Origin of the sequence: Enterobacter sp. AN-K1 (assembly GCF_020971765.1) — a bacterium.
Lineage (GTDB): Bacteria > Pseudomonadota > Gammaproteobacteria > Enterobacterales > Enterobacteriaceae > Enterobacter > Enterobacter hormaechei_C.
This window is the reverse complement of sequence record NZ_CP087390.1, coordinates 3,902,862-3,928,950: the sequence shown is the minus strand read 5'-3', so window position 1 is coordinate 3,928,950 and position 26,089 is coordinate 3,902,862. Positions and strand designations below refer to the sequence as shown.

General features: G+C 55.7%; 28 protein-coding genes, 2 tRNA genes, 1 pseudogene and 1 riboswitch. Of the genes and pseudogenes, 18 read left to right on the top strand and 13 right to left on the bottom strand.

Going from position 1 to position 26,089, the window contains the following annotated elements:
* The first annotated feature begins 1 nt into the window (after position 1).
* The gene (gene rutG / locus LOC22_RS18575; protein ID WP_017384776.1) at positions 2-1,324 is read left to right on the top strand and encodes a pyrimidine utilization transport protein G; all 1,323 of its coding nucleotides are present in this window, start codon (positions 2-4) and stop codon (positions 1,322-1,324) included.
* Positions 1,325-1,434: 110 nt separating this feature from the next.
* Here the strand turns inward: rutG and LOC22_RS18570 are convergent, their stop codons facing one another.
* On the bottom strand, positions 1,435-2,355 hold the full coding sequence (locus LOC22_RS18570) for a DMT family transporter (RefSeq protein ID WP_017384777.1): 921 nt from the start codon (positions 2,353-2,355) through the stop codon (positions 1,435-1,437).
* Positions 2,356-2,471: 116 nt separating this feature from the next.
* Positions 2,472-2,642 (bottom strand): general stress protein, encoded by a 171-nt coding sequence (locus LOC22_RS18565; protein WP_001273664.1) that lies wholly within the window; start codon positions 2,640-2,642, stop codon positions 2,472-2,474.
* 391 nt (positions 2,643-3,033) lie between these two features.
* Between LOC22_RS18565 and wrbA the strand changes: the two genes are divergently transcribed.
* Both wrbA and LOC22_RS18555 read left to right on the top strand, forming a co-directional pair.
* The gene (gene wrbA, locus LOC22_RS18560) at positions 3,034-3,630 is read left to right on the top strand and encodes an NAD(P)H:quinone oxidoreductase (RefSeq protein WP_003858109.1); all 597 of its coding nucleotides are present in this window, start codon (positions 3,034-3,036) and stop codon (positions 3,628-3,630) included.
* Positions 3,631-3,648: 18 nt separating this feature from the next.
* Entirely contained in the window at positions 3,649-3,876 is a 228-nt protein-coding gene (locus LOC22_RS18555; RefSeq protein WP_006809324.1) for a YccJ family protein, read from the top strand.
* A gap of 29 nt (positions 3,877-3,905) precedes the next feature.
* On the opposite strand, the gene agp is transcribed toward LOC22_RS18555, so the two are convergent.
* A complete protein-coding gene (agp, locus tag LOC22_RS18550) occupies positions 3,906-5,147 on the bottom strand; it encodes a bifunctional glucose-1-phosphatase/inositol phosphatase (RefSeq protein ID WP_230239119.1) in 1,242 nt (413 codons plus the stop codon).
* A 152-nt stretch (positions 5,148-5,299) separates the two neighbouring features.
* On the opposite strand from agp, the pseudogene LOC22_RS18545 reads away from it, so the two are divergent.
* Positions 5,300-5,407: pseudogene (locus tag LOC22_RS18545) on the top strand (transcriptional regulator); the annotation flags it as partial.
* Positions 5,408-5,473: 66 nt separating this feature from the next.
* Here the strand turns inward: LOC22_RS18545 and LOC22_RS18540 are convergent.
* Complete coding sequence (locus tag LOC22_RS18540; RefSeq protein ID WP_059295308.1) at positions 5,474-5,833, bottom strand: winged helix-turn-helix transcriptional regulator; 360 nt, start codon at positions 5,831-5,833, stop codon at positions 5,474-5,476.
* A 100-nt stretch (positions 5,834-5,933) separates the two neighbouring features.
* On the opposite strand from LOC22_RS18540, the gene LOC22_RS18535 reads away from it, so the two are divergent.
* Positions 5,934-6,683, top strand: a complete 750-nt coding sequence (locus LOC22_RS18535) for an SDR family oxidoreductase (RefSeq protein WP_230239118.1) — start codon at positions 5,934-5,936, stop codon at positions 6,681-6,683.
* A 1-nt stretch (position 6,684) separates the two neighbouring features.
* Here the strand turns inward: LOC22_RS18535 and LOC22_RS18530 are convergent, their stop codons facing one another.
* Positions 6,685-7,188 (bottom strand): DedA family protein, encoded by a 504-nt coding sequence (locus tag LOC22_RS18530; RefSeq protein ID WP_230239117.1) that lies wholly within the window; start codon positions 7,186-7,188, stop codon positions 6,685-6,687.
* A gap of 159 nt (positions 7,189-7,347) precedes the next feature.
* Positions 7,348-7,517, top strand: a riboswitch (M-box (ykoK) riboswitch).
* A gap of 60 nt (positions 7,518-7,577) precedes the next feature.
* Between LOC22_RS18530 and LOC22_RS18525 the strand changes: the two genes are divergently transcribed.
* Complete coding sequence (locus tag LOC22_RS18525; protein ID WP_045907440.1) at positions 7,578-8,579, top strand: magnesium transporter; 1,002 nt, start codon at positions 7,578-7,580, stop codon at positions 8,577-8,579.
* Positions 8,580-8,621: 42 nt separating this feature from the next.
* Here LOC22_RS18525 and LOC22_RS18520 read toward each other — a convergent pair.
* A tRNA-Ser gene (locus LOC22_RS18520) sits at positions 8,622-8,709 on the bottom strand.
* A 254-nt stretch (positions 8,710-8,963) separates the two neighbouring features.
* Here LOC22_RS18520 and LOC22_RS18515 point away from each other — a divergent pair.
* Entirely contained in the window at positions 8,964-9,482 is a 519-nt protein-coding gene (locus LOC22_RS18515) for a LuxR C-terminal-related transcriptional regulator (protein WP_163293385.1), read from the top strand.
* Positions 9,483-9,521: 39 nt separating this feature from the next.
* Here the strand turns inward: LOC22_RS18515 and LOC22_RS18510 are convergent, their stop codons facing one another.
* Positions 9,522-10,637 carry a mechanosensitive ion channel family protein gene (locus LOC22_RS18510; RefSeq protein WP_230239116.1) on the bottom strand — a complete coding sequence of 372 codons (1,116 nt, stop codon included), beginning with the start codon at positions 10,635-10,637 and terminating at the stop codon, positions 9,522-9,524.
* Positions 10,638-10,810: 173 nt separating this feature from the next.
* Here LOC22_RS18510 and LOC22_RS18505 point away from each other — a divergent pair, with 173 nt between their 5' ends.
* Genes LOC22_RS18505 through LOC22_RS18495 form a run of 3 tightly spaced genes read left to right on the top strand, consistent with a single transcriptional unit; the run spans position 10,811 to position 13,604 of the window.
* The gene (locus LOC22_RS18505; RefSeq protein WP_230239115.1) at positions 10,811-11,818 is read left to right on the top strand and encodes an ABC transporter substrate-binding protein; all 1,008 of its coding nucleotides are present in this window, start codon (positions 10,811-10,813) and stop codon (positions 11,816-11,818) included.
* A complete protein-coding gene (locus LOC22_RS18500; RefSeq protein WP_045911591.1) occupies positions 11,815-12,846 on the top strand; it encodes a FecCD family ABC transporter permease in 1,032 nt (343 codons plus the stop codon). Before LOC22_RS18505 ends, LOC22_RS18500 begins: the two co-directional genes overlap by 4 nt.
* Complete coding sequence (locus LOC22_RS18495; protein ID WP_015570887.1) at positions 12,843-13,604, top strand: ABC transporter ATP-binding protein; 762 nt, start codon at positions 12,843-12,845, stop codon at positions 13,602-13,604. Before LOC22_RS18500 ends, LOC22_RS18495 begins: the two co-directional genes overlap by 4 nt.
* 60 nt (positions 13,605-13,664) lie before the next feature.
* Here LOC22_RS18495 and LOC22_RS18490 read toward each other — a convergent pair.
* Together LOC22_RS18490 and LOC22_RS18485 are read right to left on the bottom strand one after the other, a co-directional pair.
* Positions 13,665-13,752 (bottom strand) — tRNA-Ser (locus LOC22_RS18490).
* A gap of 144 nt (positions 13,753-13,896) precedes the next feature.
* A complete protein-coding gene (locus LOC22_RS18485; RefSeq protein WP_047057586.1) occupies positions 13,897-15,525 on the bottom strand; it encodes an ABC transporter substrate-binding protein in 1,629 nt (542 codons plus the stop codon).
* Between the two features lie 270 nt (positions 15,526-15,795).
* Between LOC22_RS18485 and yccA the strand changes: the two genes are divergently transcribed.
* Positions 15,796-16,455 (top strand): FtsH protease modulator YccA, encoded by a 660-nt coding sequence (gene yccA / locus LOC22_RS18480; protein WP_003858127.1) that lies wholly within the window; start codon positions 15,796-15,798, stop codon positions 16,453-16,455.
* Positions 16,456-16,543: 88 nt separating this feature from the next.
* Complete coding sequence (gene tusE, locus LOC22_RS18475; RefSeq protein WP_003858129.1) at positions 16,544-16,873, top strand: sulfurtransferase TusE; 330 nt, start codon at positions 16,544-16,546, stop codon at positions 16,871-16,873.
* On the opposite strand, the gene yccX is transcribed toward tusE, so the two are convergent.
* Positions 16,870-17,151 (bottom strand): acylphosphatase, encoded by a 282-nt coding sequence (gene yccX / locus LOC22_RS18470; RefSeq protein ID WP_017693676.1) that lies wholly within the window; start codon positions 17,149-17,151, stop codon positions 16,870-16,872. The genes tusE and yccX overlap by 4 nt on opposite strands.
* 93 nt (positions 17,152-17,244) lie before the next feature.
* Here yccX and rlmI point away from each other — a divergent pair, with 93 nt between their 5' ends.
* Both rlmI and hspQ read left to right on the top strand, forming a co-directional pair.
* The gene (gene rlmI, locus LOC22_RS18465) at positions 17,245-18,435 is read left to right on the top strand and encodes a 23S rRNA (cytosine(1962)-C(5))-methyltransferase RlmI (protein WP_111962384.1); all 1,191 of its coding nucleotides are present in this window, start codon (positions 17,245-17,247) and stop codon (positions 18,433-18,435) included.
* 60 nt (positions 18,436-18,495) lie between these two features.
* Positions 18,496-18,813: a heat shock protein HspQ gene (gene hspQ, locus LOC22_RS18460; protein ID WP_003858136.1), complete on the top strand. Its 318-nt coding sequence runs from the start codon at positions 18,496-18,498 to the stop codon at positions 18,811-18,813.
* A 33-nt stretch (positions 18,814-18,846) separates the two neighbouring features.
* On the opposite strand, the gene LOC22_RS18455 is transcribed toward hspQ, so the two are convergent.
* Positions 18,847-19,260, bottom strand: a complete 414-nt coding sequence (locus LOC22_RS18455; protein WP_006809337.1) for a CoA-binding protein — start codon at positions 19,258-19,260, stop codon at positions 18,847-18,849.
* A gap of 171 nt (positions 19,261-19,431) precedes the next feature.
* Between LOC22_RS18455 and csgI the strand changes: the two genes are divergently transcribed.
* Together csgI and mgsA are read left to right on the top strand one after the other, a co-directional pair.
* Positions 19,432-20,094, top strand: coding sequence for a curli synthesis inhibitor (gene csgI, locus LOC22_RS18450; protein WP_063413416.1), 663 nt, complete (start codon positions 19,432-19,434; stop codon positions 20,092-20,094).
* An 80-nt stretch (positions 20,095-20,174) separates the two neighbouring features.
* On the top strand, positions 20,175-20,633 hold the full coding sequence (gene mgsA, locus LOC22_RS18445) for a methylglyoxal synthase (protein WP_003858146.1): 459 nt from the start codon (positions 20,175-20,177) through the stop codon (positions 20,631-20,633).
* A 53-nt stretch (positions 20,634-20,686) separates the two neighbouring features.
* On the opposite strand, the gene helD is transcribed toward mgsA, so the two are convergent.
* Complete coding sequence (gene helD / locus LOC22_RS18440; protein ID WP_230239114.1) at positions 20,687-22,741, bottom strand: DNA helicase IV; 2,055 nt, start codon at positions 22,739-22,741, stop codon at positions 20,687-20,689.
* Positions 22,742-22,863: 122 nt separating this feature from the next.
* Between helD and LOC22_RS18435 the strand changes: the two genes are divergently transcribed.
* Positions 22,864-23,310: a YccF domain-containing protein gene (locus tag LOC22_RS18435; RefSeq protein WP_003858149.1), complete on the top strand. Its 447-nt coding sequence runs from the start codon at positions 22,864-22,866 to the stop codon at positions 23,308-23,310.
* 18 nt (positions 23,311-23,328) lie between these two features.
* Positions 23,329-25,491, top strand: a complete 2,163-nt coding sequence (yccS, locus tag LOC22_RS18430; protein ID WP_015570895.1) for a YccS family putative transporter — start codon at positions 23,329-23,331, stop codon at positions 25,489-25,491.
* Here yccS and LOC22_RS18425 read toward each other — a convergent pair.
* Positions 25,448-26,074 carry a TfoX/Sxy family DNA transformation protein gene (locus LOC22_RS18425; protein WP_230239113.1) on the bottom strand — a complete coding sequence of 209 codons (627 nt, stop codon included), beginning with the start codon at positions 26,072-26,074 and terminating at the stop codon, positions 25,448-25,450. The genes yccS and LOC22_RS18425 overlap by 44 nt on opposite strands.
* Between the last annotated feature and the right edge of the window lie 15 nt (positions 26,075-26,089).

The window sequence follows — 26,089 nt, the reverse complement described above, 5'->3', positions numbered from 1 at the left end:
CATGTTCGGACTTCCCCACTGGCAGTTGAAATCGACCTCCACAGAAGCAGGCGTGGTCGCGCCGGATGAAAGGCTTCCGCTCGGGCAGACCATGGTGATGGGCGTGCAGCATGCGGTCGCGATGTTTGGTGCGACGGTGCTGATGCCCATGCTGATGGGGCTGGATCCTAACCTCGCCATTTTGATGTCGGGTATGGGTACCCTGCTGTTCTTTTTTGTCACCGGCGGGCGTGTGCCCAGCTATCTGGGCTCCAGCGCCGCCTTCGTGGGGGTGGTCATTGCAGCGACCGGGTTTAACGGTCAAGGTATTAACCCCAACCTGAGCGTGGCCCTCGGCGGCATTATCGCCTGTGGGCTGGTCTACACCCTGACCGGTCTGGTGGTGATGAAAGTCGGCACGCGCTGGATCGAGCGGATGATGCCCCCCGTCGTCACCGGGGCGGTGGTGATGGCGATAGGCCTGAACCTCGCGCCGATTGCGGTGAAGAGCGTATCCGGCTCACCATTTGAAAGCTGGATGGCGGTGATAACGGTGCTGTGCATCGGCGTGGTGGCGGTCTTTACGCGCGGCATGATCCAGCGTCTGCTGATCCTGGTCGGGCTGATTGCGGCCTGTCTGGTCTACGCGCTGCTGGCGAACGTGTTCGGTCTCGGCAAACCGGTTGATTTCACACTGATTCACCAGGCCGCCTGGTTCGGCCTGCCGCAGATGACCTCCCCCACCTTTAACGCTCAGGCGATGATGCTCATCGCGCCTGTCGCGGTGATTCTGGTGGCTGAAAACCTGGGCCACCTGAAAGCCGTAGCGGGAATGACCGGGCGCAATATGGATCCGTATATGGGGCGGGCGTTTGTGGGAGACGGTCTGGCGACCATGCTCTCCGGCTCGGTCGGCGGCAGCGGCGTGACGACCTACGCGGAAAACATCGGCGTGATGGCTGTGACCAAAGTCTACTCGACGCTGGTCTTCGTGGCGGCGGCGGTGATGGCGATGCTGCTCGGCTTTTCCCCGAAATTCGGCGCATTGATCCACACCATCCCGGCCCCCGTGATTGGCGGCGCCTCGATTGTGGTATTTGGTCTGATTGCCGTGGCAGGGGCACGTATCTGGGTGCAGAATCATGTTGATCTGAGCCAGAACGGTAACCTGATCATGGTGGCGGTAACGCTGGTGTTGGGGGCGGGTGATTTCGCCCTGACGCTGGGCGGATTTACGGTGGGCGGGATTGGCACGGCGACCTTCGGCGCGATCCTGCTCAATGCCCTGCTGAGCCGCCGGAAAAGGGATGTACCGCAAGGAAAAGCCATCACCCCCTCCACCTGAAATACGTGCCGCTTTCTTGCCGGGTGACGCTACGCTTACCCGGCCTACAATTGGCAAGTAGGCCCGCGCAAGCGAAGCGCCGCCGGGCTAAACGGGCAGGCTGCGCGTTATTAGCTATCTGCCCCTTGTTCAGCGCTCAATCCGGCAGTCGCCTTACGTCGTTTTTTTAACTTCAACTCGCTCACCAGCACCCCGGCGATAATAAACGCCGCGCCCACCAGCGCCAGCAGGGGCAGACGTTCCCCGGCGAGTCGCCCGAAAATACCCGCCCATACCGGTTCACCGGTATAAATGACCGTCGCCCGAGTTGGGGATACGCTGCGCTGCGCCCAGTTCATGGTGACCTGGATAATGGCGCTGAAAATGCCCAGCCCCAGCGCCACGACGATAAGCCCGGTAGACATCGGCGGGACGGACTCCCCTGCCGGCACCATCGTCGCGAACGCCACCAGCGACGCGGTGGTAAGCTGCACCACCGTCACCCGCTTGACGTCCACTTTTCCTGCCCAGGCGCTAATCAGGATAATTTCTGCCGCAATGGCGACGGCCCCCACCAGAGTGATGATCTCCCCCGGCCCCAGCGCCAGCAGATTATTTTCCGGCCCGGCTAATAAAATAAGGCCGATGAACGCCAGCACGATGCCAATGCACGACATCAAGCCCGGCATTCTGCCGAGGCACAACCACTGCAACAGCGGCACCAGCGGTACGTACATGGCGGTGATGAAGGCGGATTTACTGCTGGAGATAGACTGGAGCCCCCACGTTTGCAGGCTGTAGCCCATGGCAATCGCCACACCAATGGCGACACCCGCCTTAAGCTCTCTCAGGGTCAACCCGCGCAGGGTTTTCAGCGAAATAAGCGCCACGGCAATCGCCGCGGTTGCAAAGCGCAGCCCTACAAAGAAAAACGGATCGCTCATCGTGACCGCGTACTGAACGGCAAGAAAGGTTCCGCCCCAGAACATGGTGATCAAAATCAGGATCGCTTCCTGAGGCTTAATGGAGAAGGTAAAACGGGAAACGGACATGGGACACCAGCACGAAGAATTAATCCTGTAGTGTGCGATGCCTTTGATGACAGTTCAATGTAGCTGACATAAAAAAACCGCCGGGAAACCCGGCGGCAGGGCGTTAACCCGGCGTACTACTTATTGCTGCCGTGGCTATTTTTACCCCCTTTTTTACCAGCCTCTGATGCGCGCTGAGGGTCGTTTTTGAAGTTGCCCCCGCTAGACTGGCCACCTTTACGACCTGCTTCTGATGCTCTTTCACGGTCTTCAGCGAAATTACCTGAACCACCACGATGGTTTGCCATCTCTAACCTCCAGAGTGTGAAACATTAGACATCATATTGCATTCAGTAAAAGAGGATTCTTTCACCTCGCGGCTCAAGGGCAGTGCCTTTATCTGTGCCGCGTGAAACTAAGCTTAGTGTAATGCGGCTATCCGGCAAGCGAGAGGTAATATTCTGCAACATGATCTCAGCCTTTCGTATGAAATATCGGGGAAGTTATTCATAAGCCATTCTTATATTTTGAAAAATCCGCGCCGTGAAAGTTGTTTCATTTTGCTACAAGACACGTAACCAAAAGATATTGTTATATATCAAAGAAATGCCGTTCATTTTTGCAGTCTGGCTGTGATGTCATATCTTTAAAGGAACGCAGCGATCCGCTGTAAGAAAAACCAACGAGGAGTGATGCAAAATGGCAAAAGTTCTGGTGCTCTATTATTCCATGTATGGACACATTGAAACCATGGCTCACGCAGTAGCAGAAGGCGCAAACAAAGTAGACGGCGTTGAGGTCGTGGTTAAACGCGTACCGGAAACCATGCAGGCGGAAGCCTTCGCCAAAGCCGGGGGGAAAACACAAAACGCCCCGGTCGCTACCCCGCAGGAGCTCGCGGACTATGATGCCATTATCTTCGGCACCCCGACCCGCTTCGGCAATATGTCCGGCCAGATGCGCACCTTCCTCGACCAGACGGGCGGGCTTTGGGCCTCCGGCGCGTTATACGGCAAGCTGGCCAGCGTGTTCAGCTCTACCGGCACGGGCGGCGGCCAGGAGCAGACGATCACCTCCACCTGGACTACCCTTGCCCATCATGGGATGGTGATTGTGCCGATTGGCTACGGCGCGCAGGAACTGTTCGATGTTTCCCAGGTTCGTGGCGGGACACCGTATGGCGCGACAACCATTGCCGGTGGGGATGGTTCACGTCAGCCAAGCAATGAAGAACTTTCTATCGCCCGCTATCAGGGTGAATACGTCGCGGGTCTTGCCAAAAAACTGAACGGCTAACCCAACAGGAGGACAAGTATGCCAACTCAAGAATCCAAAGCTCACCACGTGGGCGAATGGGCAAGTTTACGCAATACCTCTCCGGAGATTGCCGAAGCCATCTTTGAAGTCGCCAATTATGACGAAAAGCTGGCTGAGCAGATTTGGGAAGAAGGCAACGATGAAGTGCTGGTTCGCGCCTTCGAAAAAACCGACAAAGACTCGCTGTTCTGGGGCGAGCAAACCATCGAACGTAAAAACGTCTGAACGTTCCCCCCGCGCGCGGGGGTTTTCTTCTATTTCGCCGCGTTGTTCATCACCGCATTGAATTTATCGACTGGACAGAAGCCGTTCGCATCCACCGGACAGCCCTTCAGCTCCAGCGTCACGCGCTGCGCAGGGGATTGCAGCGACAGTACGCTGGCGTTACGCAACTGCTCTGAACTCTGGTAGACATACTCAATTTTCATCAGCTCCTGATTAGTGTTTTTGTCATGCCAGCGCTGGAAGACAATTTTACCGCCAATCGGGGTTCGTTCCTGCTGGTCGTGCAGCTGATAAGGCCTGAAGTCCAGCGCGGTCAGCAGCGAGGCGATGTTGGAGTCGTGCCCCACCAGCAGGGTGATCTTTGGCGCTTTTGCCTGGTCGGTCACCAGCGCTTTATCAATGTACTTCACCAGCGGTTTAGCCACGTTCTGCGCCACCTCCGTCGACGTAAACAGCGAGTCCTGATAGCCGTTTTTCAGCTTCGACAGCACGCGCCACTGCTGATCGGTTTTGATTTCCCCCCAGGCCACCTGGTCTGTCGGGAAGCCTTCGTAATACTGAAGCGTGAACGCATCCACCAGCGAGTTACCCACCTTCAGCGGCCCGGAGACGCCCGGCTCTTTTTCATAATCGGCGCTGAACGTATCTTTCGCCTCCGTCAGGGAACAGACTTTTTTCTCCTTGCAGGACGGCGATTCGCTGTAGTTTGTCAGCTGTTCCAGCAGTTTGTAGCTTTCATCCAGCTGCATTTTCTGCCGTTCCGTCTCCATCGCTTTCAACGCTTTCTCGCGAAACTCAGTAGAGTTATCGGTAATGACCGGATTGAAGGTGGGGTCCATGGTGCCCATTTTTTCCTGGTGATGCACAGGAACATCGCACCCCGGGAACGCGCCGGTGATAAAGAACTGCGCGGTCGCCACGGTGCGCTGGAGGCTGTTGGCGTAGGCATAGACGGTATCCGCTGGCGGGCATTCACCCGTCTTCACCATCCCCTGCTCGGCCAGCCACTCGCGCATATAGTGACCCATATACACTTCCAGTACGCCGCCTTTGGTGGTGAGCTGTCCACCCGGGACGTCCCACTCCGGCCACTGCTTCGGCGTGGACTGCTCCAGCACGCTGCCGTTATTGGCAAGCGGCGCGCGCAGGTTATGGCGGCTCATGATGAGCACCTGTTCCAGCTGATAGCCATCCGGCGTGTCCTGCGCCTGTGCGCCAAAGGTCACGGACAGGGTACCTGCAACGGCAACTGCGAGTAGTGCTTTTCTCATCCCTAATTCCTCACACGTTTTTAATGTCGCCCTGAGTGTGACAGATCCGTGACAGTTTTTTCGGGAAGCATTTCTCAAACTGATGATTAACGTGCTTACGGCGTGTGCCGATTAGTTTTATAAAAAAACCATACCCCACCGGAGAATTCGCTGTGAAACGTACCCGCCTTGAAGAGAGCACCTGCCCCGTCGCCCGTTCGCTGGATATTAGCGGCGACTGGTGGTCGCTGCTGATTGTTCGCGACGCGCGCTACGGGGTGGCAGTCGATATTCTGTTGGCCGATCTCACCGATGAAGCCGGGATCCGCGCTACGTAAAACAGTAGCCTAACGCTGAAGCTGGTCGCCGTATTCGCTCATCCAGGCGGCCAGCGGCGAGAGTGCGTCCTGAAGGGTTAGCCCCAGCTCGGTGATCTGATACTCCACGCGCGGCGGGATCTCCGGGTAGACAGTTCGCGTCACCAGCCCGCGCTGCTCAAACAGGCGCAGCTGCTTCGTCAGCTCTTTCTGAGTGATGGGGGCAGCGGCACGCAGCAGATCGCCAAAGCGAACGGGCGTATTGAACACAATCAGGCGATAGAGAATGGGGATCGCCCACTTACCGGAAATCAGGTTCACAAACTGCGTCATCGGGCAGGTATACGCCTCAGATTTTTTTTCGCAGCACGTTTCCAGCATCTCTGCCATTTCACACCTCTTGCCTCGTTAGTATCCATTTGGTACCTGGTTTCCTTTCGATACTAACGTTTCTATAGTGCTTTCTCCAGAGACATTTCAGGAGAAGAACATGGGTCGTTTAACCGATAAGTATACGTTGATTACCGGCGGCACCAGCGGTATCGGTCTCGCCACCGCGCAGGCGTTTATCGCCGAAGGGGCGCGCGTCGCCGTGACCGGACGCAACCCGGATACCCTCGCCCAAGCAGAGCGCATTCTGGGCGATAAGGCCTGGGTGATCCCAACCGACGCAGGCGATATTTCGTCGCAAAAAGCGCTGGCGGAGACCCTCGCCGCCCGCTGGCCGCGCCTCGACGCGGTCTTTCTCAACGCCGGTGACGTGACGCACGCGCCGCTGGAAGCCTGGCAGGAAGAGGCCTGGGACCGTCTGATGAACATCAACCTGAAGGGACCGTTCTTTTTAATTCAGGCGCTGCTGCCGCTGCTGAATAACCCGTCCTCGGTGATCCTCTGCGGCTCCGTGAGCGCACGCATCGGCCTGCCCACCAGCAGCGTGTATGCCGCGAGCAAGGCCGCCCTGCTGTCGCTGGCGCGCACGCTGTCGGCGGAGCTGCTGCCGCGCGGGATCCGCGTCAACGGCCTGAGCCCCGGCCCGGTGGAAACCCCGGCGTTCACGAAAACGGGCTTAAGCGACGAGGCGCTTAACGCGATGATGGCAGAAGTCATTAAGCTGGTGCCGCTGGGCAGAATGGGCTCGACGACCGAGCTGGCAAAAGCCGCGCTCTATCTGGCGTCCGACGAGTCGAGCTACACGGTGGGAACGGAGCTGCTGGTGGACGGCGGAATGGGGAGCCTGTAATTCAAAAGGCGCTGATGCCGGTGACCGCGCCGACATACAGCGCCGCCCACGCACAGGCGGAAAGCAGGCTGACGGCGTAGACCTTGACGGCGTTCAGCCTGAGCATCCCGGCCGCCAGCGGGACGATGTAACGCAACACCGCCAGGAAGCGCGACGTAAAAAGCACGATGACCCCGTTCTTTTGCAGCTGATGCTGGACCCGCAGGAACTTATTGGCATGCTTTGAGGTGAAGCGCGTGACCATCCTGGTATGCCCCATCAGTTGGCCGATATGGTAATTCAGCACCGAACCCGCCGTTGCCCCCATCACCACGGCGAGCCACGTCAGCGCAGGATGCATGCTCCCCTGGCTGACGGTAATGCACGCCAGCAGCATCACCGACGCAGGCGGCAGCACGGAGGAGATCAGCACCGTCGATTTGCTCAGCGCCATCACGAATAACAGCACAAACAGATGTGCCGGATATAGCGCAAAATGATTCAGCAGGTTATCAAACCATGTCATTTTCCCCTCCCCCGTTAATAATTTAATTGTCCATTTAAAATGAATAACCTTAAATAAACCCTCAACATTTTATTAATAAGATTTACCTAAACCGTTCTTAAACATTATTTAATTTTCTGAGCACTAAATTTAAACAGGCGTATTATCCCTCTCGTTTTACAACGATCTCGTTATGGCGAGGCTCCTGTACAAATACACGTTATCGCTCTGGTGGGTTCGAGAGAACCGGCACAGGGTAAAACAGGCACTGTCGAATCAAGGCTTTGTCAGTATAACTTCCCTTGTGGGATACGGTGTACAGTGCTGAACCCAGGACGTGGGGATCTCCTTTCCGACATGCCCTGTCTTGCTCGCCCCTGAGAGATTTTATTATTCAAAGGGAATTTACTATGTCTTACGCTATTCACAACCAAAACCTGGCTTTTAATGACAGCGCCATCGCGCAATATATGAATACCGATTTTATCGTTATCGATATTTCATTATGCGTAGCTCTGGCACGCGAGCAGTTCTTTGAAAAATTAAAAGATGATGATATTCCGTCGCATATTTTTATCGAAGATAACGGTCGCCTCGCGGGTTTAATCGCCGTACGCATATTATTGCAGGCCACGGACACCGTGCAGCCTGTTAAGGGGTTGATGATATCGGATTTTATTCAGCTCAAACCGGAAGATGAGCGGGCGGATGTCGCCGGGCTGCTGGCGCACGCGGGTGCGGATGTAGTGCCGGTGGTGACCCACGGCAAGCTGGTAGGCTGCCTTACCGAGCGTGAAATCGCCCATCTGCTGGAAGATGACGTTACTGAAGATGCCCAGCTTCAGGGGGCGACGCTGCCGCTGGAGAAGCCCTATCTGGAAACCAGCGCCTTCAGCCTGTGGAAGAAACGCTCCGTCTGGCTGCTGCTGCTGTTTGTTGCGGAAGCGTATACCAGTTCGGTGATCCAGCATTTTGAAGAGGCGCTGGAATCTGCCATCGCGCTGGCGTTCTTTATTCCGCTGCTGATTGGCACCGGCGGAAACAGCGGGACGCAGATCACCTCGACGCTGGTGCGCGCCATGGCGCTGGGTGAAGTCCACCTTCGCGATGTGGGTCGCGTGCTGCGCAAAGAGATCAGCACCTCGTTAATGATTGCCGCCACGCTGGGTCTGGCGGGCTGCGTTCGCGCCTGGATGATGGGTATTGGGATGGAAATCACGCTCATCGTCAGCCTGACGCTGGTCTGCATTACACTGTGGAGCGCCATCGTCTCGTCGGTGATCCCGATGGTACTGAAACGCTGCAAAATCGATCCGGCGGTGGTCTCCGCACCGTTTATCGCCACGCTCATCGACGGCACCGGGCTGATTATCTACTTCAAAATCGCGCAGTATACGCTGGGGCTGGAATAACGAAAAAACCCTGCGATATTGCTATCGCAGGGTTTTCGAATTTGGCGGAAGCGTAGAGATTCGAACTCTAGAACCCTTTCGGGTCGCCGGTTTTCAAGACCGGTGCCTTCAACCGCTCGGCCACGCTTCCAAAGTGAGGCGCACTATAAACATCTCTGAGCATGATGTAAAGCACGAAATTGCATAACATTACACGTCTTCCGTCCTCCCCTTCCGTCCCGCTGATTTCTTCGCCATCGACTGGCTAAAATGTAAACATTTATTTTTACATTCATAACGTTTATTAGATTCGCGGGTGGTCATTTAGACTCTTTTTCGCACAACACCCATTAACCGTAGATCACTGCGATAAGAGATTAGCCATGACTTTATTTAACGACGATTATGAATTTTTTATTTATCAGTGATAACTATTACCTTTGCCATGGTGTATCAAGCTCCCTGACATCAACCCATTTGATTCGCGATGACGCGGATATTCACGATCTTGATGGGGTCGATCAGGCGATGGATATTATCATTGCGATTGAACAGGATAAGTTACGCAATAAAACCATTCGGCAGGTCAAAAAAGTTAAGCGTGATTACATTGTCCTGATGCATGAGATAGAAGCCAACCGCGCAGTGAGAATCGATAATATTATCTATTCGTCGATGCATTTTACTGCTCACCCTTTTCAGCAGCTGATGCGCTTTTACCGGGCGCTCAGAACACACTCCTTTACGCGACGCGAATATGACGTGCTGAAGCTGTTTCATTTGGAAAACCATGAGATCGCGAAAAAGCTGCAACTGTCACAAAAAACGACCAGCACCTACCGCGTGAGGATCCTCGAGAAATTAAATATGCGCTCAAAAAACATTCTGGCGATGACCCGTGTAAAATCGGCGATCGTCGATTAAAAGCTGTAACATTTTGCCTTGCCACAAAAAACCGGGCCGTCACGTTTCGACCTGAGGGGGTTTGGCTGGCGCGGTATACCAGTTCTCTTTGGCAACCATTACGCTGCCCTCTGGCTGCATAACAAAATTCGGGGACATGATCTGCACGTTAAATTCGTTAAACACATCCTGTATCTGGCTATGCAGTTCATTGCGGGCAACCGCGAGGGACTGTTCGGGCAGCAGACGGACCTGCAATTCGTAAGCGATATACCAGTCCATTAACCCTAACTGGCGTACCAGCGGCGGCTCGGAAAGGTCAATCCCTTTTGCCCGTTTCGCGGCCAGCTCCAGCATGGCATGCACCTGACGCCATGGGGTGTCATAACCGATCGTGACGCTGACCGTCAGATTGAGGCTGCCATCGGGCTGTAGCGCGCTCAGATTGGTGATCTTACCGCTCACCACCACCGCGTTGGGCAAGGTAACGACATAATTTTCCCGGGTAATAATTTTGGTCGCCAGCATGCCAATTTCACTGACCTTGCCTTCGTTATCCGCCACCCGAATGACATCGCCTTTGCGCAGCGCGCGGGAGTAAATCAGGACCAGACCGCTCATGGCATGGTTCATCACCCCTGCCGAGCCCAGCGTTAACATCAGGCCAAAGAAGACGCTAATACCTTTAAACGCCAGCGAGTTTGCACCGGGAAGAAACGGCCAGGCGGCGGAGAGAGCAAATAGCCAGCCGGTATCGTATTGATCGCGCAGCGCCATCCTTTGCGCTTCCATGCGCGCCAGCACGCGCTGTGCGGCCTGATCGAGGGTAAGATCGTCCCCTTCGTCCAAATCCCCTTCCGTCAGCAGCATCACAGGTTTCCCGTTCATCACTATTAGCCGTCCCTGCTGGTTATAGCGGGTCACGGGAACGATGCTGAGCGGCTCACGCACATCCGCCTCGGTAAAATTGCGCAGGGTGTTGCGGATGCGTAAAACGCGTTCTTCCGGCGTGGTCAGGCCAAATTTCGCCTGGAGCATGACGATGGGCTGATGGAAGATGTAGACCGTTCGGGCGCGCTCCTGCTCCGTAGGCGCCTGGCGGGGCTCTGCGGCATACGATGAGAAGGCGCTCAGGGCGGCAAAACAGAACGCAAACGCGAGCAGGATCTTTTTCATCCTTACTACCCCAGGTCAGAAATCTTGTTATTTTTCAGGCAACCCGCGAATGCCAGGTGGGTATGTTGAGAATAGTCCAGCCTTTCGTTTCTGCAACAAGCGACGGTGAGCGTGTTGCTCTCAGTCACAATATATGTATTATGTTATAACATAACAATTTCGGATTGCGTTCTATGTTACTTAAAAATGGGTTATTTCTGGCTTCACTGCTCTCCATGGCGCCTGCCGCTTTCACCGCAACCACCTGGCCCCTCACGATTGAAAATTGCGGCGTTAAGCAAACCTTTACGCAGGCTCCTCAGCGCGTCGTGACCGTGGGTCAGCATGAAACAGAATTACTGCTCGCACTGGGGCTGGAGAAAACGATCGCCGCGACGTCAGTCTGGTTCGGCAAGCTCCCGGCCCCGCTGGAGGATGCCGGAAAAAACCTCCCCCGGCTTGCAGATAATTCCCCCTCCTTTGAAGCCGTGGCAGGGCAGAAACCTGAACTCGTTCTCGCACAGTATCACTGGCACATTGGTCCGCAGGGAGAAGTGGGAACCCGTGAGCAGTTTGCGTCGCTGGGGATTAATACGTGGATCTCCCCTGCCGACTGCACGGATAAAACGGTAACGGAAACCTCAAACGCAGACGGAGCACGTAGCGCGCCGTTTTCATTGGCGGAAATTACACGGGAAGTGACAGATCTGGCGACGATTTTTGATGTTTCCGCGCGAGGTGAGCAGCTCAATCGTGCGCTGGCGGAGCGTATTAAAAAGGCCCAGGCGCGCGTCTCAGCGAAACCGCTTAGCGTTGTATTCTGGTTCTCCAGCAGCCGTCTGAATGGCGATCCCTGGGTGGCCGGGAATTACGGCGCGCCTGGCTGGATCAGCCGCACGCTGGGGTTGAAGAACATTATTGACTCTCACGACGAATGGCCCGCTGTAACGTGGGAACATATAGCCCGATCGCAGCCGGACGTGATTGTTATCGCCGGGATGTCCCGCAGGCTCTACCCTGCCGATGACGTTGAGGTAAAAAAAGCGTTCTTGCGCAGTGACCCGGTGACAAAGAACATGCCTGCGGTCAGGAACAACCACATCATCGTGGTGCCAGCGATGTCGTTAAACCCTTCATTGCGTAACGTCGATGCGGTTGAGCTTATCAGCGATCGGCTGGCTACTTTCCGGGATGAACAATGAGTCATTTCGCTTTTGACCGCCGCCAGCAGGGTTTACTGGCAGCAGGTGCCATGGCGCTGCCGCTGATGCTGGTCTTTGCCGCCAGTATCGGTGATATGCCGGTGTCGTATGCCAGTACCGGGAAAGCGATCCTCAACGGACTGGGTTTGACCTCTTATGCGTTGCCGCAAATGGAGGAAGGTATCGTCTGGCAATATCGCATGAGCCGGGCAGTAATGGCCGCGTGCAACGGCGGCGGCCTGGCGTTGTGCGGGCTGGTGTTACAGTCGATCCTGCGTAACCCTCTGGCTGAGCCTTATCTGCTGGGGATTTCCGCGGGCGCATCGCTGGGGGCCGTCTGCGTGATGCTTCTCGGCATCGGGGGGAGCGTGATTGGCGTAAGCAGCGGTGCGTTTGTCGGTTCGTGCGCCGCCTTTGCGCTCATCATGGTGATTACGAACGGGATGAGTGAAAGCCCGTCGCGCATTTTGCTGGCTGGCATTGCGGGCACCCAGCTCTTCAACGCCATGACCGCGTACGTCGTCAGTACGTCCGCCAATGCCGAGCAGTCCCGTAGCGTCATGTTCTGGCTGCTGGGAAGTCTGAGCGGCGTGCGCTGGCCTGACGCGCTGCTGGCGCTGGCCGTTACGCTTGCGGGTTTACTGGTGGTATTGCTCTTTTCACGGGCGCTGGACACCTTCACCTTCGGGGATGAGGTCTCCACCACGCTGGGGATCCCGGTTACCGCCGTGCGTATTGTCTTATTGCTGACCTGTGCCATTGTTACCGCAACGCTGGTGAGCGCCACGGGCGCAGTGGGGTTTGTCGGGCTGGTCATTCCCCATGTAACGCGCATGCTATGTGGGCCGGGCCATCGTCTATCTATCCCGCTGACGTTTCTTATCGGCGCCCACTTTATGATCCTCGCCGATATCGTCTCACGCACGCTGATTGTGCACCAGGTTCTGCCCATCGGGGTGGTGACTGCGCTGGTAGGCGCCCCCGTCTTTGTGGCGTTGCTTTATCAAAACCGAAAGGAGCATCCATGAATATTACTGTGGCCGGGTTAACCGTAACCCGACAAGCGCAGACGGTGCTTAAGGATATCGATCTCGACCTGCCATCCGGGCAGATTATCGGCCTGTTAGGGCCAAACGGCTCGGGCAAGTCGACGCTGCTGCGCTGTCTCGCCGGGCTGTTTCCACGACTCAGCGAACGCGTGGCGCTTAATGGCACAACGCTCGGCATGATGCCGCTGAAAAAACGCGCGCAGCACATGGCGTTTGTCCCGCAACATGCTGAGGTCGACGGAGAACTGACCGTTGAGGACATTGTCAGACTGGGGCGTACGCCCTACCGGAAAACATTCCAGAAAACCTCGCGCGACGATGAGGCTGCGGTTGAGCAGGCGATTGGCCTGATGCAGTTATGCCGCTTACGCCAGCGGCGATGGCACTCTTTGTCTGGCGGAGAGCGCCAGCGAAGCCAGATAGCCCGCGCGCTGGCCCAGCAGCCGCAGGTGCTGTTGCTCGATGAACCGACAAACCACCTGGACATTCAGCACCAGCTGGAGCTGATGCGGCTCGTTTCACAGCTGCCGCTTACGGTGGTGGTTGCACTGCACGATCTCAATCTTGCGGCCAATTATTGCCAGCGTCTGATCCTCCTGAAGGCCGGGCAGATCGCCGCCACGGGCGCGCCAGAAGCGGTTCTGACGCCGGCAAACATCGAGGACACCTGGTGCGTAAAAGCTCAGGTCTGCAAGGCCGACGCCGGGATCACGATAAGCTATAACATGGTGGCATGACGGAAGCCTGGCGCAAAAGCAAAAACCCCTGCGATATTGCTATCGCAGGGGTTTCGAATTTGGCGGAAGCGTAGAGATTCGAACTCTAGAACCCTTTCGGGTCGCCGGTTTTCAAGACCGGTGCCTTCAACCGCTCGGCCACGCTTCCTAAGTGAGGCGAACTATAAACACCTCACCGCGCGCTGTAAAGAGTGCGCGCATTCGTTCGCTTTAAAAATAGCCAAAATGCGTTTAATCGGTTGAATAGACGACAGATTGGCCGTTTTGACAGCATAATATCCACTGCGGATCGTTAGTGCTTTTTGATGTACATATCTTTGGTGTAGTAGTACCCGAGCTTGTCTGGCGTGAAGCCCCCTACCCACGGTTTCACCAGGTGCGTGCGCACGTAATGATAGACCGGGATCGCCGGTACATCCCGTCCCAGCAGATCTTCTGCCTGCTGGTAGAATTTACCGCGCTCCTCCGCCGTTTTCGATTTCGCCGCGTTCACCAGTGCCCGATCGTAGTCCGGATTGCTGTACTGAGTGGTGTTTTGGCTGTCCCCGGTACGGAAGTTGTTCAAGAAGGTTGCCGCATCGTCGTAATCGGCAATCCAGGCGTAGCGTACCGCGTCAAAGTTATGGGTGTGCATGGTATCAAGCATGGTTTTCCACTCCTGATTTTGCAGCTTCGCCTCCACGCCGAGGTTCTTCTTCCACATTGAGCTGGCGGCAATGGCAATACGCTGGTGCGATTCCGAGGTGTTATAGAGGAGATTAAAGCTGAGCGGATGGCTGTCGTTAAATCCGGCTTCGGCCAGCAGCTTTTTCGCCTCGGCAATGCGTTTATCCATCGGCCAGCTGGCGTAATCCGGGTTCTGGAGCTTGACGCCGCCAATATCCGGCTGGCTGATCAGCCATGCCGGGCGCTGGCCCTGCCCTAATACTTTCCCGGCGATGATGTCTTTATCCAGCGCCAGGTTCAGCGCCTTGCGCACGCGGGCGTCGTTGAACGGCGGCCGGGTGGTGTTGAACTGATAATAATAGGTGGCAAGCTGCGGTGAAACGTCCAGCTCGCTCCCCAGCGTTTTCTTCAGCTGAGCAAACTGGTTGATCGGCACCGTGTAAACAATGTCGATTTCGCCCGCTTTGTAGCGGTTGACGTCAGCAGCTTCAGAGGAAATGGGCAGATAGGTCACCTTGTTGATGACGGTATGTTCGTTATCCCAATATTTCGGGTTACGCACCGCCACAATGCGTTCGTTAACCACCCACTGTGACAGTTTATAAGCCCCGCTGCTGACGAAGTGCTCCGGTTTGGTCCACTTATCACCGAAACGGCCTACCAGGACTTTATCAATTGGCACCAGAGACGGGTGAGCCAGCATCGCCAGGAAAGCGGCGTTAGGTTGCGTGAGCGTAACTTCCAGCGTGCTGTCATTGATGGCTTTCACCCCCAGCGACTCGGGCGCTTTTTTGCCTTCTGCAATATCAGTGCCGTTGACGATACGCATACTACCGGGATAGCTGGCATACGGAGAGGCGGTTTTCGGGTCGACCAGCCGCTGCCAGCTCCAGACAATATCTTCCGCGGTGATGGGGGTTCCATCGCTCCAGGTAATGCCCGGACGCAGATGGAACGTCCAGACGGTGTTGTCTTTATTTTCCCATTTCTCCGCCAGGCGCGGCTGGATTTCACCTGCCGGAGAGACGCTGACCAGCCCGTCGAATAAATCGCTGATAATATTGAATTCGACATCGCTTTCGACTTTATGCGGGTCGAGCGAGGCGGGTTCACTGCCGTTGTTCCTGACCAGTTCCTGCTTATCTGCCAGCTGGGTTCCTGCCGGCACGTTAGCCGCCCAGGTTGCCGTGCTGGCGCACAGGATCCCTGCGGTTAACAAAGAGAGTGTAAAGTGCGTGCGTGTTTGTGGTTTCATTTCCTTCGCCTTATTGTCTGTTTTTATGACGATCCGGAAATAACTCTTAGCGGCCTTAGGGAAATAACGCAATATTTTTCAGTGACCTATAAGAGGTTGATCTGAATACGCCCTACAAACCGCACTTCATTCTGAGTACAAAGGCTTTGCCAGAATAAAAAACCAGTATAATCCCTAAGGGGCTGAGTAAAGATGGGTAAAACCACTTTGCGTCTGCCGCGCCGTTTCCTATTCTTTGCGCTAATTACATCTGTCATAAGAGAGTGACTCATGGATCGTATAATTACTTCTTCACGCGACCGCACATCGCTACTCAGCACCCATAAGGTGCTGCGCAATACCTATTTCATGCTCAGCCTGACGCTGGCGTTTTCGGCGATCACCGCGACGGCCAGCACCGTACTGATGCTGCCTTCTCCGGGCCTGATCCTCACGCTGGTAGGTATGTACGGTCTGATGTTCCTGACCTACAAAACCGCGGATAAACCGGTGGGGATTCTCTCCGCGTTCGCCTTTACCGGCTTCCTGGGCTACATTCTGGGGCCAATCCTGAATGCCTATCTGTCTGCCGGAATGGGCGACGTAATTGGTATGGCGCTGGGCGGTACCGCGCTGGTGTTCTTCTGCTGCTCGGCCTACGTGCTGACCACCCGTAAGGACATGTCCTTCCTTGGCGGTATGCTGATGGCAGGTATCGTGATTGTGCTGGTCGGTATGCTGGCGAACATCTTCCTGCAATTGCCTGCGCTGCATCTGGCAATCAGCGCGGTGTTTATCCTGATTTCATCCGGCGCAATCCTGTATGAAACCAGCAACATCATTCACGGCGGTGAGACGAACTATATCCGCGCCACCGTGAGCCTGTATGTGTCGCTGTACAACATTTTTGTCAGCCTGCTGAGCATCCTGGGCTTCGCCAGCCGCGATTAACTCACCGTGCTGTGAACAGGGCCCCGCTTATGCGGGGCTTTGTTTTTTTGGTAGACTGAGGCGGTTTTTGACTAACGCGTGAATGAATATGTTGAGTTTTGAAGGCAAAGAGATCGAAACCGATAACGACGGTTATCTGAAAGAGAGCAGCCAGTGGAGCGAAGCGCTGGCGGAGAAAATTGCGGAAAACGAAGGAATTACCCTCTCCCCGGAACACTGGGAAGTGGTGCGCTTCGTGCGAGAATTTTACCTTGAATTCAACACCTCGCCGGCTATCCGCATGCTGGTCAAAGCCATGGCGAATAAATTTGGCGAAGAGAAAGGCAACAGCCGTTATCTGTATCGCCTGTTTCCGAAAGGCCCGGCTAAACAGGCGACAAAAATCGCCGGCCTGCCAAAGCCGGTAAAATGCATTTAATAGCGAATACTGAAGTCAGCGTATTCCCGGTCGGGTTGATGCGGTTCCGTTAGCACCTTATCAACCCGCGCGCTGCGCGGTCCGCCCGCTTTCAGCCACGCCACCAGCTTCTCAACCCGATCCGCCTCACCGCAGGCCACAACCTCCACGCTGCCATCATCCATGTTACGCGCATACCCTGTCAGCCCGAGCTGAAGGGCTTCGCGCTGGGTGCTGTAGCGGAATCCGACGCCCTGTACAAGGCCATGAACCCAGGCAATGGTGCAAACATTTGACATCATCCTTCTCCTTATCCGACTGGCGCGTTGCATTTCCTCACTGAAGTCGGGAAAATGGCGGCCATTTCATTGGAATCGACAGAATAGCAAATTATGAGTGTACGTTTAGTGTTAGCCAAAGGGCGCGAGAAGTCATTACTGCGCCGCCATCCCTGGGTCTTTTCCGGCGCGGTTGCCCGCATGGAAGGTAAAGCCAGCCTCGGTGAAACCATCGATATTGTTGACCATCAGGGGAAATGGTTAGCACGCGGCGCATACTCGCCAGCATCTCAGATCCGCGCGCGCGTCTGGACCTTCGATAAAGAAGAAACCATCGATATCGACTTCTTTGTCCGTCGTTTGCAACAGGCGCAGCAGTGGCGCGAGTGGCTGGCAAAGCGTGACGGGCTGGACAGCTATCGTCTGATTGCCGGAGAGTCCGACGGGCTGCCGGGCGTTACCATTGACCGCTTCGGCAATTTCCTGGTGTTGCAGCTGCTGAGCGCCGGGGCGGAATACCAGCGTGCCGCGCTGATTAGCGCCCTGCAAACCCTGTTCCCGGAATGTGCCATTTACGACCGCAGCGACGTGGCGGTACGTAAAAAAGAGGGCATGGAGCTGACGCAAGGCCCGGTCACCGGCGAACTGCCGCCTGCCCTGCTGCCTATCGAAGAACATGGCATGAAGCTGCTGGTGGATATCCAGGGCGGCCATAAGACTGGTTATTACCTCGACCAGCGTGACAGCCGTCTGGCAACGCGCCAGTACGTTGCCGATAAACGCGTGCTGAACTGCTTCTCTTATACCGGCGGCTTTGCGGTCTCTGCCCTGATGGGCGGCTGTGATCAGGTGGTGAGCGTCGACACCTCACAGGAAGCGCTGGACGTGGCGAAGCAGAACGTTGAGCTGAATAAGCTGGATCTGAGCAAAGCGGAGTTTGTGCGCGACGACGTATTCAAACTGCTGCGTAAATACCGCGACCAGGGCGAGAAATTTGACGTCATCGTGATGGACCCGCCGAAGTTTGTTGAAAACAAAAGCCAGCTGATGGGCGCCTGCCGTGGCTATAAAGACATCAACATGCTGGCGATCCAGCTGCTGAACCCGGGCGGCGTGCTCCTGACGTTCTCCTGCTCTGGCCTGATGACGACAGATTTATTCCAAAAAATCATCGCCGATGCCGCAATAGATGCGGGTCGTGATGTACAATTTATAGAGCAGTTCCGTCAGGCCGCCGATCACCCGGTGATCGCTACCTACCCGGAAGGGCTGTATCTGAAAGGGTTTGCCTGTCGCGTCATGTAACTTGAAAAGAGAAATATTGCCCGCACATAGTGTGTATGTAATGTTTCCCGGGAGGTGACTATGATTGCCAGCAAATTCGGTATCGGCCAGCAGGTCCGCCACACCTTGCTTGGATATTTGGGTGTGGTCGTGGATATCGACCCGGAGTATTCCCTTGATGAACCGTCAGCAGACGATCTGGCCGTTGACGCAGAGCTTCGCGCCGCGCCCTGGTATCATGTGGTTATGGAGGGCGACGATGGTCAGCCTGTCCATACCTATCTTGCCGAAGCGCAGCTGAGTGGTGAACTACAGGATGAGCATCCGGAACAACCCACTATGGACGAGCTTGCTCAGACCATCCGCAAACAGTTACAGGCACCAAGACTGCGCAACTAAAGGTGTAAAAAAGCCCGTCAAACGGGCTTTTTTTTATTTTGCCAGCCCCAGACGGGGAATATCGATTGCCGGACAGCGATCCATCACCACCTTCAGCCCGGCATCGCGCGCCAGCACGGCCGCCTGCTCATTAATCACGCCCAGCTGCATCCACAGCGTTTTCGCGCCGATGGCAATCGCCTCCTGCGCCACGCCCCAGGCCGCCTCTGAATTACGAAAAACGTCCACCATATCCACCTTTTCCGGCACGTCCGCGAGCGTCGCATAGCCCTGCTGGCCCAGCAGCGTTTTCCCCGCCACCTTCGGCGAGACCGGGATCACGTGATAACCCTGATCCAGAAGGTATTTCATGACCCGATAGCTTGGGCGATCCGGTTTATCGCTCGCGCCGACCAGCGCGATAGTGCGCGTGGACGTCAGAATCTCGACAATGTCGTTCTCTTTCATGCTCTTCCTCCTGGCTTTTTTCAAAGTGTACGTCAAAGCGGACATCTCAACCACGCATCCCATACAGAAGTATGAGGGCAAAACGGCAGAATATGTCTATATGTTAGTAAACGTGTTTGTCGAAAACTTTTGATACATTCTTACCGGGTAGTTTGTCTACAGGAGTCTGCTATGAAAACCGGCATTGCCTGGGCTGTGGTTGCGTTAATCATGCCGGTTTGTGTTTTCGCAACCACCCTCAGACTCTCAACCGACATTGACCTGCTGGTGCTGGACGGGAAAAAAGTCTCCAGCTCCCTGCTGCGGGGTGCAGACAGTATCGAGCTGGATAACGGCCCTCATCAGGTGGTTTTTCGGGTGGAAAAGACCATTCGCCTCGCCGACAACGAACAGCAGGTGTACATTTCGCCTCCGCTGGTGGTCAGCTTTAATACCCAGCTTATCAGCCAGGTCAATTTTCGTCTCCCGCGCCTTGAGACAGAAAAGGAGTCACTGGCATTTGATGCCTCGCCGCGCATTGAACTGGTGGACGGGGACTCCATGCCCATCCCGGTAAAACTGGATATTCTGGCGCTGACAAAAAGGTCAAAGGGAACAGACTATGAAGCGGACACCGAGACCTACAACAGGGCCAGCAGGCGCGCCTCGCTGCCCCAGTTCGCCACCATGATGGCGGATGACAGTACCCTGCTTTCGGGCGTATCGGAGCTGGATGTACTCCCCCCTCAGTCGCAGACCCTTACTGAGCAACGCCTCAAGTTCTGGTTCCAGAATGCCGATCCGGACACGCGCGCCCGTTTTCTGCAATGGGCGAAGCAACAACCTTCGTCGTAAGCCACATTTTTTCGTCCTTTCTCTTGCAGCATCAGCCAGTTCCCGTCATCGTGTAGCGAGGTAACCTCACGGATAAGATTATGGAACTGACAACACGCACACTTCCGGCGCGCAAGCACATTGCTCTGGTTGCGCACGATCACTGTAAACAAATGCTGCTTAACTGGGTTCGTCGCCATCAGCCTCTTTTACAGCATCATGCCCTTTCTGCCACGGGAACAACCGGCAACCTGATCCACCGCGAAACCGGTCTGGAAGTGAATGCCATGCTGAGCGGCCCGATGGGGGGTGACCAGCAGGTAGGTGCTCAGATTTCAGAAGGTAAAATTGACGTTCTGATTTTCTTCTGGGATCCGCTGAACGCGGTTCCGCATGATCCGGACGTTAAAGCGCTGCTGCGTCTGGCGACGGTGTGGAACATTCCGGTAGCCACCAATCTTTCAACGGCAGATTTCATCATTGAATCGCCGCAGTTTAACGATCCGGTGGAGATTTTGATCCCGGATTATCAGCGTTATCTTGCGGAGAGACTGAAGTAGTTTTTTGCCCGGTGGCGCTGCGCTTACCGGGCCTACAGAATTTGCCCGGCGCGTTACGGCTTTCTCGCCACCGGCACGTCAATACTTTTCAAAATATCGACAAACACCGACGGCTCCTCTTTGTTGAACAAGAGCCACACGCGATGGCGCGCGCGGGTTATCGCCACGTACAGTAAACGCCGCTCCTCTGCATCCGGGAAATCTTCCGGAACAGGTAATAACGCCTCTTCCATCACGGATTCCCGCGCCGGTGCAGGGAAACCGTCACTCCCCTCTTTTAGCCCCACCACAATCACGTAGTCGGCCTGCTGCCCTTTACTGGCGTGAATGGTCATAAAATCGAGCTGAAGTTTTGGCCAGCGCGTCGCCGCTTTTTCCAGCGCCGTCGGCTTGAGGTGGTGATAACGCGCCAGCACCAGAATGCGCTCATCCGGTTTCGCATAGCCGCTCAGTTTATCCAGCAGCGGCTCCAGCTGATCGTCCGCCAGCAGCGTGACGGCCTTTTTATCCCCCGACGTCAGGCTGTTAAGCGGTTTCGACAGCTGGTGCGGGTTCTGCTGAATAAAACGGTTGGCTATTTCGCCAATCCGCGAGTTGAAGCGGTAGGTGGTGTCCAGATCGCTGCGATCGCCTTCCCCAAAATAGTGGTGGAAGGCCGTCGTGAGGGATAGTTGCGCCCCGCTGAAACGGTAGATAGCCTGCCAGTCATCGCCCACGGCAAACAGCGACGTGTGTTTATTCTGCGCCCGCAGCGCCGAAAGCAGCGCAGCGCGCTGCGGCGAGATATCCTGAAACTCATCCACCAGAATGTGTTTCCACGGGCTGACGAAGCGCCCTTTCTCCAGAATGATGATGGCCTGATGGATCAGCCCCGAAAAATCGACCGCGTTTTCGTCTTTCAGCGCGGTTTTCCACGCTTTCAGTATCGGCGCCATCAGCTTAACCCGTTTAGAAAACACAGCGCGGATCGACTCCGGTGCGCTTTCTATCATCTCCGCCTGAGAGCCGCCGTGCATGCGCATCAGGCTTACCCACCGGTCGAGACGAGAGCCCAGCCGGCGCGCCAGTTTTTCATCCTGCCAGAAGCTGCCCTCCGGCACCTCCCAGTTGAGTTCCTCTTCAAGCCACTGACGCCAGCCTTTCGCCTGCGCCTTTTTTTCACTGCACTGCTGACGCCATGCCTTGATAAACAGCGCCTGGCGAGCCTGAGCGTCATTTTCCAGCTTGCTGACAACAGGGACTTTTTTGCTGCCCTGTTGAATGATGTGTAAAGCGAGGGAGTGGAACGTGCGCGCCGAGATATCCTGGGTATGCAAACGCGCCTGAATGCGCTCATCCATCTCCTGCGCAGCCTTGCGACCAAAGGCCAGCAGCAAAATCTGGTCGGCAACCGCCTCGCCCGTTGTCAGAAGCCAACCCGCGCGCGCCACCAGCACCGACGTTTTGCCGCTCCCGGCGCCTGCAAGCACCAATAAAGACTGCTCGCCATTCACCACGGCGCGCGCCTGGGCAGGATTGAGGGGTGATGACTCCACCGTACTGAAAAAATCGGCATATTGCGTAAGCATCGCCTCAGTCCAGGCCTGGTTATGCGCCAGACGGCTTTTCTCGATATCGCTCAGCCAGGCCTGACACTTCCGCCACGCGTCGCGGCAGTTCTCAAATTCCTCAAGCCGCGCCACCGGTAAAGGCAATGCCGTCAGCGCCTGGGCGATTTTTTGCTGAAGCCCGGCGGTTTGCTGGCGCGTCAGCCACTTCTGCTGCGTATTGCTTAGCGCGATATCGTCCAGCACCTGTTGTAGCACCTGTGCGGCTATCACGCTCATCTCCTGGCTCCACTGCTGCCAGCGCGTGTTCAGATGATGGTGGAAGCGTTGGGTTTCCGCCCACTCGGTCCCGTGGAGTCGCACCACTTTGTCTGCCGGCAGGACGAACTCCAGCTCCCCCCATACCAGCCCTCGTTTACAATGAATGGCCAGTAGCTGATTAAACGGAATAAGGTATTCGTGGCGTTCCCCGGAGACTTTCACTCCCGCATTGAGAAGGACAACCTTGTCGTAAGGGTGCTGCGCCAGGCGTTTGCCCATTGAAGTTGCTTTCAGTTCCATATCCTGCCGGATCCACGAGGTCATAATTTGTCAGACAGTTTAACTGCCAGTTTTAAGGTGCTCCAGCCCAAAAAAACGTTACAATCACCGGGCGTTAATCATATCGAAGGAAATGAGGGTTTATGCGTACCGTTCTGAATGTGTTGAATTTTGTCCTTGGCGGTTTTGCCACCACCCTTTCCTGGCTTTTTGCCACTCTGGTGAGCATCGTGCTCATCTTCACCCTTCCGCTGACGCGCTCCTGCTGGGAAATCACCAAACTGTCCCTCGTTCCTTATGGAAATGAAGCCGTACACGTGGATGAGCTGGAGCCGGAAAGAAAAAATGCCCTGATGAATACCGGCGGCACGCTGCTGAATATTTTATGGCTGATCTTCTTTGGCTGGTGGTTGTGTCTGATGCATATCTTCGCTGGTATCGCCCAGTGCATCACGATTATAGGCATTCCGGTTGGCATCGCTAATTTCAAAATTGCTACCATCGCCCTGTGGCCGGTAGGACGCCGTGTTGTCCCGGTCGAAGTCGCGCAAGCCGCGCGTGAAGCCAACGCCCGTCGCCGTTTTCAGTAATAAGGACTGGCCGCACTCATGCTAAGCCCCCTGCTTCGTCGCTATACGTGGAACAGTAACTGGCTGTATAACGTCAGGATCTTTATCGCCCTCTGCGGCACCGTCGCTCTGCCGTGGTGGCTAAATGACGTGAAGCTCACCATCCCCCTCACGCTTGGGGTGGTGGCCGGTGCGCTGGCGGATCTCGACGACCGCCTGGCCGGTCGTTTGCGTAATCTGGTCATCACGCTGGTCTGCTTCTTTATTGCTTCCGCCTCCGTTGAGCTGCTTTTCCCCTGGCCCTGGCTGTTTGCCTTAGGGCTGACGGTGTCCACCAGCGGCTTCATTTTGCTCGGCGGCCTCGGGCAACGCTACGCCACTATCGCGTTTGGCGCCCTGCTGATTGCCATTTACACCATGCTGGGCGTCTCTCTTTACGATCAGTGGTATCAGCAGCCGGTCCTGCTGCTGTTGGGCGCTATCTGGTATAACCTGCTGACCTTAACCGGACATCTTATTTTTCCGGTTCGTGCCTTACAGGACAACATTGCCCGCAGTTACGAACAGCTGGCCCACTATCTGGAGCTGAAATCCCGGCTGTTTGATCCGGATATTGAAGAGGACAGCCAGGCGCCCCTGTACGATCTGGCGCTGGCAAATGGCCAGCTGGTCGCCACGCTAAATCAGACCAAAGCGTCTCTGCTCACCCGTCTGCGCGGCGATCGCGGTCAGCGCGGTACCCGGCGCACACTGCACTACTACTTTGTCGCCCAGGATATTCACGAGCGCGCCAGCTCCTCGCATGTGCAGTACGCTGACCTGCGCGAGAAATTCCGCTACAGCGACGTGATGTTCCGTTTCCAGCGCCTGCTGTCAATGCAGTCTCAGGCCTGCCAGCAACTTGCGCGCTCAATACTGCTGCGCACGCCCTATCAGCACGATCCTCGCTTTGAACGCGCATTCAGTCATCTGGATGCGGCCCTCGATCGCGTTCAGGCCAGTGGGACATCGCCGGAACAGTTCAAAGCCCTGGGATTCTTGCTCAACAACCTGAGAGCCATCGATGCTCAGCTCGCCACCATTGAGTCTGAACAGGCGATGGCAATGCCGGGCAATGACGCCGACAACCAGCTTGCCGACGACAGTCTCAACGGTTTCAGCGATATGTGGCTGCGCCTGAGCCGTCATTTTACGCCGGAATCCGCCCTCTTTCGCCATGCGGTAAGGATGTCGCTGGTTCTGTGCGTCGGCTACGCGTTTATCCAGATAACAGGATTGCACCACGGTTACTGGATCCTGCTGACCAGCCTGTTTGTCTGCCAGCCGAACTATAACGCTACCCGCCATCGGCTCGCGCTGCGTATTGTCGGGACATTAGTCGGGGTCGCCATCGGGCTGCCGGTGCTCTACTTTGTGCCATCCGTAGAAGGGCAACTGATCCTGATTGTGATTACCGGTGTACTGTTTTTCGCCTTCCGCAATGTGCAGTACGCCCACGCCACGATGTTCATCACGCTGCTGGTGCTGCTCTGCTTCAATCTGCTGGGTGAAGGCTTTGAAGTGGCCCTCCCTCGCGTTATCGACACGCTAATCGGCTGCGCCATTGCCTGGGCGGCGGTGAGCTTTATCTGGCCGGACTGGCGTTTTCGTAACTTACCGCGCGTGTCCGACAGAGCAATGAACGCCAACTGCCGCTATCTGGATGCTATTCTTGAGCAATACCATCAGGGTCGCGATAACCGTCTGGCCTATCGGATTGCCCGTCGCGATGCGCATAACACGGACGCAGAGCTGGCTTCCGTTGTCTCGAATATGTCAACTGAGCCGCGCGCCACGGCAGAAATCCGGGAGACAGCCTTCCGCCTGCTGTGTCTGAACCACACGTTCACCAGCTATATCTCTACACTTGGCGCCCACCGTGAGAAACTGACAAATCCGGGCATCCTGGCGCTGCTGGACGACGCCGTTTGCTACGTTGATGATGCGCTTCATCATCAACCTGCGGATGAGCCACGGGTTCACCAGGCACTGGATGAACTGGTGCAACGTATCGCACACCTTGATCCTGGCACCGACAACAAAGCTCCGCTGGTCCTACAGCAAATTGGCCTGCTTATCGCTTTGCTGCCGGAAATTTGTCGGCTGCGACAGAAGATCGCTACCTGGCGGAATGATGGCCCTGCGACTCAGGCAGCGCATTAAACCACTCCATAAGCTCCCGGCGAATATCCGCCGGGAGTGCCGCTTCATGTAACCCTTCGATGGCGCCTTCAAGCGCGAACAATACCCGGATACTCAGCGCTTTATTCTTAGAGCGCATTTTCAGCCAGCTCGTCTTCGCCCCCAACTGTCGTAGCGTCTCTTCATTGGTAATGCCCGCCTCCATAAGCAGGACCTCAATCTGAAAGGTCAGGTTCGGCAGATCCTTAAGCCGATTACGCTGATGGCGCTGGTAGCGCTCTTTCCTGGCGGCATCGAGCGCAAACGAGGAGAGCTGAAGCAGCTTTTCCCTGTTTTGCCACAGACCTTCATCCACACGGTAGTAATTAAGCAGCACTGGCCGTCCTCGTTTCATCAGTGTCAGAAAAGAGGAGGCGTTTTTTACACAGTATTTTGCACTTTGCTCACAGGCGCGAAGGTACAGCTCGCCGTCAGACACCATCGCGAACACCGCTTCATCCACGGCCAGGGTATAACCGCCAAACAGGGCGCGATGATGAATTTCGCCCAGCGGAGAGAGGTATTCCCGAGATTGATAAATCCGATCATAAGATATCTTTTTCATGATAATTCCATTAAA

Coding starts and splice junctions, on each gene's coding strand:
- LOC22_RS18535 (WP_230239118.1), top strand. CDS start 5,934: ATGGGTCGTTTAACCGATAAGTATACGTTGATTACCGGCGGCACCAGC.
- hspQ (WP_003858136.1), top strand. CDS start 18,496: ATGATTGCCAGCAAATTCGGTATCGGCCAGCAGGTCCGCCACACCTTG.
- LOC22_RS18565 (WP_001273664.1), bottom strand. CDS start 2,642: ATGGCAAACCATCGTGGTGGTTCAGGTAATTTCGCTGAAGACCGTGAA.
- helD (WP_230239114.1), bottom strand. CDS start 22,741: ATGGAACTGAAAGCAACTTCAATGGGCAAACGCCTGGCGCAGCACCCT.
- rlmI (WP_111962384.1), top strand. CDS start 17,245: ATGAGTGTACGTTTAGTGTTAGCCAAAGGGCGCGAGAAGTCATTACTG.
- rutG (WP_017384776.1), top strand. CDS start 2: ATGTTCGGACTTCCCCACTGGCAGTTGAAATCGACCTCCACAGAAGCA.
- LOC22_RS18500 (WP_045911591.1), top strand. CDS start 11,815: ATGAGTCATTTCGCTTTTGACCGCCGCCAGCAGGGTTTACTGGCAGCA.
- LOC22_RS18525 (WP_045907440.1), top strand. CDS start 7,578: ATGTCTTACGCTATTCACAACCAAAACCTGGCTTTTAATGACAGCGCC.
- yccA (WP_003858127.1), top strand. CDS start 15,796: ATGGATCGTATAATTACTTCTTCACGCGACCGCACATCGCTACTCAGC.
- mgsA (WP_003858146.1), top strand. CDS start 20,175: ATGGAACTGACAACACGCACACTTCCGGCGCGCAAGCACATTGCTCTG.
- LOC22_RS18530 (WP_230239117.1), bottom strand. CDS start 7,188: ATGACATGGTTTGATAACCTGCTGAATCATTTTGCGCTATATCCGGCA.
- tusE (WP_003858129.1), top strand. CDS start 16,544: ATGTTGAGTTTTGAAGGCAAAGAGATCGAAACCGATAACGACGGTTAT.
- LOC22_RS18455 (WP_006809337.1), bottom strand. CDS start 19,260: ATGAAAGAGAACGACATTGTCGAGATTCTGACGTCCACGCGCACTATC.
- LOC22_RS18510 (WP_230239116.1), bottom strand. CDS start 10,637: ATGAAAAAGATCCTGCTCGCGTTTGCGTTCTGTTTTGCCGCCCTGAGC.
- yccX (WP_017693676.1), bottom strand. CDS start 17,151: ATGTCAAATGTTTGCACCATTGCCTGGGTTCATGGCCTTGTACAGGGC.
- LOC22_RS18515 (WP_163293385.1), top strand. CDS start 8,964: ATGAATTTTTTATTTATCAGTGATAACTATTACCTTTGCCATGGTGTA.
- LOC22_RS18505 (WP_230239115.1), top strand. CDS start 10,811: ATGTTACTTAAAAATGGGTTATTTCTGGCTTCACTGCTCTCCATGGCG.
- csgI (WP_063413416.1), top strand. CDS start 19,432: ATGAAAACCGGCATTGCCTGGGCTGTGGTTGCGTTAATCATGCCGGTT.
- LOC22_RS18495 (WP_015570887.1), top strand. CDS start 12,843: ATGAATATTACTGTGGCCGGGTTAACCGTAACCCGACAAGCGCAGACG.
- yccS (WP_015570895.1), top strand. CDS start 23,329: ATGCTAAGCCCCCTGCTTCGTCGCTATACGTGGAACAGTAACTGGCTG.
- LOC22_RS18425 (WP_230239113.1), bottom strand. CDS start 26,074: ATGAAAAAGATATCTTATGATCGGATTTATCAATCTCGGGAATACCTC.
- LOC22_RS18485 (WP_047057586.1), bottom strand. CDS start 15,525: ATGAAACCACAAACACGCACGCACTTTACACTCTCTTTGTTAACCGCA.
- LOC22_RS18555 (WP_006809324.1), top strand. CDS start 3,649: ATGCCAACTCAAGAATCCAAAGCTCACCACGTGGGCGAATGGGCAAGT.
- LOC22_RS18540 (WP_059295308.1), bottom strand. CDS start 5,833: ATGGCAGAGATGCTGGAAACGTGCTGCGAAAAAAAATCTGAGGCGTAT.
- agp (WP_230239119.1), bottom strand. CDS start 5,147: ATGAGAAAAGCACTACTCGCAGTTGCCGTTGCAGGTACCCTGTCCGTG.
- wrbA (WP_003858109.1), top strand. CDS start 3,034: ATGGCAAAAGTTCTGGTGCTCTATTATTCCATGTATGGACACATTGAA.
- LOC22_RS18570 (WP_017384777.1), bottom strand. CDS start 2,355: ATGTCCGTTTCCCGTTTTACCTTCTCCATTAAGCCTCAGGAAGCGATC.
- LOC22_RS18435 (WP_003858149.1), top strand. CDS start 22,864: ATGCGTACCGTTCTGAATGTGTTGAATTTTGTCCTTGGCGGTTTTGCC.